The 5,734-nt window shown below is 42.0% G+C and carries 3 protein-coding genes; all 3 read right to left on the bottom strand.

Annotation, left to right across the window (positions count from 1 at the left end; translation table 11 throughout):
* Positions 1 to 162 precede the first annotated feature (162 nt).
* Positions 163 to 1,902: a carbamoyltransferase C-terminal domain-containing protein gene (locus J8L98_RS11970; RefSeq protein WP_210996606.1), complete on the bottom strand. Its 1,740-nt coding sequence runs from the start codon at positions 1,900 to 1,902 to the stop codon at positions 163 to 165.
* Between the two features lie 90 nt (positions 1,903 to 1,992).
* Positions 1,993 to 3,195: an ACP S-malonyltransferase gene (fabD, locus tag J8L98_RS11965; protein ID WP_247682539.1), complete on the bottom strand. Its 1,203-nt coding sequence runs from the start codon at positions 3,193 to 3,195 to the stop codon at positions 1,993 to 1,995.
* A gap of 16 nt (positions 3,196 to 3,211) precedes the next feature.
* Positions 3,212 to 4,696, bottom strand: a complete 1,485-nt coding sequence (locus J8L98_RS11960; RefSeq protein WP_210996605.1) for a PfaD family polyunsaturated fatty acid/polyketide biosynthesis protein — start codon at positions 4,694 to 4,696, stop codon at positions 3,212 to 3,214.
* Positions 4,697 to 5,734 lie beyond the last annotated feature (1,038 nt).

The following is a 5,734-nucleotide window of genomic DNA, read 5'->3' as shown; positions in this document are numbered from 1 at the left end:
TATTTGTCTCTAAAACGTCTATGTCACAGTGCGATAAAATAAGCGGTTAATTACTATCTTTTGCGTTATATTTTTGGCTTGTACCAGCTAAAATAGCGATGCGCTGCGGATACGAGCCCCAAAACCGACTGCAATAACAGGCGGTTTGGAGATAACAGCGCATTATTTTTCGTAAATGGTGTTGTTGATCACAAGAATATCGATGCCCGACATCAAAAATACAGCCAGCATGTCTTCAACTGAGTGAACAATGGGTTTTCCCATAATGTTAAAGCTGGTGTTCAGGACTACGGGTACCCCAGTGATTTGTCTGAAATTTTCGATTAAGGTGTAATAAGGTTCATTCCACTGCTTTTTAACACTTTGCAAGCGGCCGGTGTTATCAACATGAACCACAGCAGGCACTTTACTTCGCACAGCTTCTTTAAATACCAAAGTACGTTCCATATAAGGCGACTCTTGATAATTCTCAAAGTACTCTTCGCCATATTCATGTAAAATTGAGGGGGCAAATGGCCTAAACTCTTCTCTGAATTTAACGCGAGCATTGATAATATCTTTCATGTCGGTTAAACATGGGTTGGCTAAGATAGAGCGGTTACCTAAAGAGCGGGGACCAAATTCAGCGCGTCCTTGTGCCCAACCAATAATTTTACCTTCAGCTAAGAACTCTGCAGTTTTTCTATAGACATCATCACCGTGGTCTGTCACTTTTAAATGACTATATTGCGCAAGTTTGTCGAGTGATTTTTGCTTAATAACACAGCCAGTATAGGGAGATTGGATTGTTGTTTCAGGCTGCCACTGCGGGTGATCTTGTTGATAACTTAAAAGGGCAGCACCAATGGCGTTGCCGTTATCGGCAGGTGCTGAGGGCACATAAATATTATCAAATTTGGACTGTCCTAACGCGGTGCCCATAAAGGATGAGTTTAATGCGCAGCCGCCAGCAATGGTGAGGTTTTTCGATGGGGCGTGCTCGTATATAGCGTTAATGAGATCCATAAAGATTTCACTGAATACCAATTGGCCGGTATAGGCAAAGTCTTTGTACTGCTCAACCGATTCTCCCGGCGCGCGCGCCATGCTTTTAATTTCTTGCATGATGGCATTCAGGTTTTTGGGCACTGCGAAGTTCCCGTTTTTAACTTGTAACGACGAACGTAGCAAGTTATATACTGTGTCATCTTTTTTACCGTATGGCGCAAGCCCCATAACTTTCCACTCTTCTCCTTTGAGCGGATCAAATCCGAGGTTTTCACAAATAATGGTGTAAAACAATCCTAAGCTTTTAAACGAGCGCTTTACTTTGATGGGCGCAGGGGTAATAACGCCATTTTTATAGGTGAAGTAATCAATACTACTTTTTTCACCCATGCCATCAACAATTAAGCAAGATGCTTCACTGAACGGGCTATTAAAGCAGGCATTTGCTGCATGGGTTAAGTGGTGATCGAAGTAGCGTATGTCAGTTGCGGGCTTCTTACGGTAATTGCCGACGATGAAGTTTCGACAAGACGCTTCAAAAAACCGAGACAAAGTACGACCCGCAGCAGCATGAGAGGCTCTGGCAAAATAAAATTGATCCTTAATGTCTCTGGTATTTACATCAATATTAAATGAGAAGGTTTCTAATACGCTCAATAAAATGTTTTCAAGGATATTGGTGCTTTTCGCTCGACCTTTACTCCATGTTTTTGCAATCACCAGCTCAGTACAGTCAGCGCAGTATTGTTTGAGTATTTCTTCTATGTAATAGGGGTTATCGGGCAGACAATATAAACCTCTTTTATATTGTAAGAATCGCTCTGCATCTTCAGCAAAAACTACGTTGCCGTGGGCATCAACAATTGCCAGTGCAGGATCATGGAATGATGTTGCTAAACCAATATAATATTTCATTGTATCTACCAAAGTATTTTAAGTGTTTGTTTCAATTTAAAAATGAGTGTCATCTTTAAGTTGCTGCTCTATTATTAAGCGCGAGTAAATTTAAATGCATTGCAGCTCGTCAAGGGCAAAGTAGCCATTAAAGTTGTGCAAATACACAACGGCTCTTTGGCCAAAAATAAGCGTGGCCTGTGAGCGTGTTGTCATAATAGGGTTTGTCATTGAAGTGACGTGCGTAATACTGAGAACTTGCGTGCCAATAGGGTGATGTAAGTTCCAGTATTCAACGTGTTGCTGTGGGCTTAACTTGGACGGCTCAGCCTTTGCAAGCATGGTTTCAGTTTGACGCTGTTCTGCTGGTACAGGCGTGTTAATCGGGCTGACATGTGATTTTGTCGTTAGTGGATTAGTATCTAGGCGTGTTGAATGCCGACCTGTATCTTGCTCGCTATTTTGCGCTATATCTTGCGTGATGTTTTGTACTAGCTTTGTAAGTACTTTTTTTGGTCCAAGCTCTTTAAATTGCATGTTACCTTGTGCGTACAAGTATTGGATGCTGTGGTTCCATTTTACGGGCTGGGTCATTTGTGCAATCAAATGGTGCTTTATATCATCAGGTTGATAAGGTAAGCCTGTAACGTTGGCAATCACAGGTGTTTGCATTGTTTTAATAACAGTATTATTAATGACCTTTGCAAACTGTTGTTGGGCATCTGCCATGTAGCGAGAATGAAAGGCGCCACTGGTATTGAGTGGAATAAAGCGCCCACCTTGTTGTTCAATTATGGCTTGGCTGTGCGCAATGTTTTTAGCCAACCCAGAGATCACAATTTGCTCACGCGAGTTAAAGTTTGCAATATCGATGCTGCGTAACTGTGGGTGTTCAAGGCAGCTTTGGAGGGTTGTTTCATCGATATTTAAAATTGCCGCCATTGCACCTTGTGGTGCATTACTCATGAGTTCCCCTCGTTTTATCACCAGCTTTAAGGCGTCTTCAAAGCTTAAAGCGCCAGATGCATAAAGGGCATTAAACTCTCCCAAGCTGTGACCCGCTAAAAAATCAGCTGACTGTCCAGATTGTTTTATTTGCTGATGATAGGCGAGGGCATTAACGACAAATAGGGCCGGTTGTGTGTATTGGGTTTTATTGAGCTGTTTATGTGTATCGTTAAGACAAAGCTGCTCAATGGAATAGCTTAAGAGCTTATCAGCAAGGTTTGTGAGCTCTGGAAATTGCGCAAAAAGCGTTTTACCCATACCAACATATTGAGAGCCTTGACCCGGAAATAAATAGGTGTTCATCATTACAAAAGGCCTTGTTTTACTGCTGGGAGGATATGGCACTGGGTTTACTAAAAGCAACGAGCTGCTGTGTTTTGATACTGAGTAATTCAGCCGTTTCTTGCATGAGTTTATTGGCAATATCGGCCACATGGCGATTTTGCCAACGCTCAAGTTTTGAGCCTTTTACCCATTGATTAAAAGCACCGAGTGCAGGGCCTGTATGTACTTGAAAGTTCACTTTGTCTTGTGTGGTGCCCGAAAAGGCCAGTTTCATACTGTAAGAGAAGTACCAACGGAATATTCGCGCCATTTTGTATTTGGCATCTGTTTGCGCTTTAATGATGTCATCGGCTCTGTTAGTTTGAGTTAAATATTGTTCAACTTCTTGCCACACCTCGTCGAAGTTTTTTTTAAAAAACTTCTCTTGTAGTTGGGTTTGTATCGTCGTTGGTAGTGCATTAATGGAGTCGTACTGTTGATACAACTGAAAAAGTTTATTCGCACGGGCCGGAAAAAACACCCCTTTTTTAAGCACTTGTACTTTTGAACCTAGCTCGAACATATCTCCTGCAGGTGCGTAGTCAGTGTCTTGTACGTTGATGCTTTGCAGCATATCTTTTACTAAATTAGATGTACCAGCTTCAACGGTGCACTGATTTATAGAGCCGGTCATAATAAAGTCAGCGCCCATGATAAACGCCGCAGCGGCTGAAGTTGGTGTGCCTATGCCACCAGCCAAGCCAATACGCGGAGCGTGCGCAAAGGGCTGCGCTGATACGACGCTATCACGTAGACTTTGAATTGCAGGGAGCAAAACACTGGGCTGGCCTTGGTCGGTATGCCCACCGGAATCGGCTTCAACACAGATATCGTCGCACATTAAAATAGACTGGCTCATTTTGGCTTGTTCAGGCGTTATTTGGCCACGCCTGAGCAGCTGTTCAATGATACGCAGTGGAGCTGGTTGTAAAAATGCATTGGCTACCTCAGGGCGAGAAACTTTAGCAATGATTTTATAGTGTGATGCGACTTGATTATCTGTATCTCGATATAAACCGCTAACGCGATACAGCACTAACGCGGGTGTCATAGATATAAAAGCAGCGGCTTCTATACACGGTACTGCGTACTTCAAATACAGTGACACCAAGGCCATTTCGTGCGCTGGGTCATTCAGGTTGCACACTAAATTCAACCCATAAGCTTGCCCTGTTGGTAGGGCGCGCTGTATGTGCAGAAGGTCATTTTCAATCTGATCTAAGCTACATCCACCGGTGCCTAAAAAACCCATTAATCCAGCATTTGCCATCGCAATAACCAACTCTTTAGAAGCAATACCGCGATACATCGCCCCTGACAAATACGCATATTTTAATCCGTAGGCCTGCCTAAATTCATATGAGCCCAAACTATCTGCCGTGATACAAAGCTCTTGAGATACGTGTGGCAAAGGCGTGTTGACGGTGTGATCGGGCACCTCTGTATTTGAAGTTGGGGTTACCAGTTTTACGCTGTGCGGCATTCGAACTCTATGCTTGGTTTGTGTGATTACGCGCAATAGTGAGATATAAATATGAAAAGATTGTGGAGAAATGAGGTAGCAAAGCCTTGAATTTGGAATAATTTATTAATTACCATGTTTAACTTTTATATAACAATCATTTAGGTTTTTTCTGGAATGGAAATATCAGTTTCCACATCAGGTAATTATGAAGTGTTTACGCCAATGAGTACTGACAACGGCAGTCATCGTAATGCTTAGTGATTGTAAATAAAACTTTTTGTATATTTTTAACACAGGTTTGATTATTTATAATTTTAAACGCCAATGTCGCCGAAATGCGGTGTAATATTTTTGGTTAATAGGGGGGTCATTTTAGCTGAAGAGGCAATAGAATTAGCGCGAACGAGCTAGCAGCAGAGCTTGAACCAACAAATCAAAATGTGAACCTACTTAAGTGTTTGGGTCAGAAAAGCATAAATGCAGGGATAGCTTAAGCACGAAAGATAAGCCGATAAAATAGGCATAAAACACCTTATGCCACTAAAAGCAAATTCCCATAGCATAAATACACCAACTCTGACACATCGAGCAGGTAGCGGCTCAGTCCAACAAGCGATTATGTAGCACAAGCAACGTGCCGCATAAAGACTAAATAGTTAGTATAGCGCGTTGATTTTCGTTTGTGCTGTGATATAAAGAACACTTATCCTCACGCTGTGCACGGTGTGGCACGGATTCGATATTTTGAAAATACGATTGTATGTTAATTCGCTAACTCTTATTTACGAAAATTCTAATTTGACGAAATTATTAGTGGTTTCCTCCTTTTAATCCGCTAATTGACGGTTCTGATTCGGTTAGTCTTGCCTAAATAGAGGCTGAATTGATATGAAAAATACAAAATCAATTCGATTTGCAATACTTAGCTTGGGAGTTGTCCTTGGCTATTTAGCGCATTATTCACCAGAAATGGCTGTAGGTGTTATGTTATCTACTGCAGCGACGTTTCTGCTGAATTCGGATAAATAAAATAGGGGGGCAAAGCCCCCCAACCTT

This window comes from Pseudoalteromonas sp. MMG013, assembly GCF_018100885.1.
Lineage (GTDB): Bacteria > Pseudomonadota > Gammaproteobacteria > Enterobacterales > Alteromonadaceae > Pseudoalteromonas > Pseudoalteromonas aurantia.
Note: the sequence above shows the minus strand (reverse complement) of the source record. Positions and strands in the feature narration are given on the sequence as shown.

Coding starts and splice junctions, on each gene's coding strand:
- J8L98_RS11970 (WP_210996606.1), bottom strand. CDS start 1,902: ATGAAATATTATATTGGTTTAGCAACATCATTCCATGATCCTGCACTG.
- J8L98_RS11960 (WP_210996605.1), bottom strand. CDS start 4,696: ATGCCGCACAGCGTAAAACTGGTAACCCCAACTTCAAATACAGAGGTG.
- fabD (WP_247682539.1), bottom strand. CDS start 3,195: ATGATGAACACCTATTTATTTCCGGGTCAAGGCTCTCAATATGTTGGT.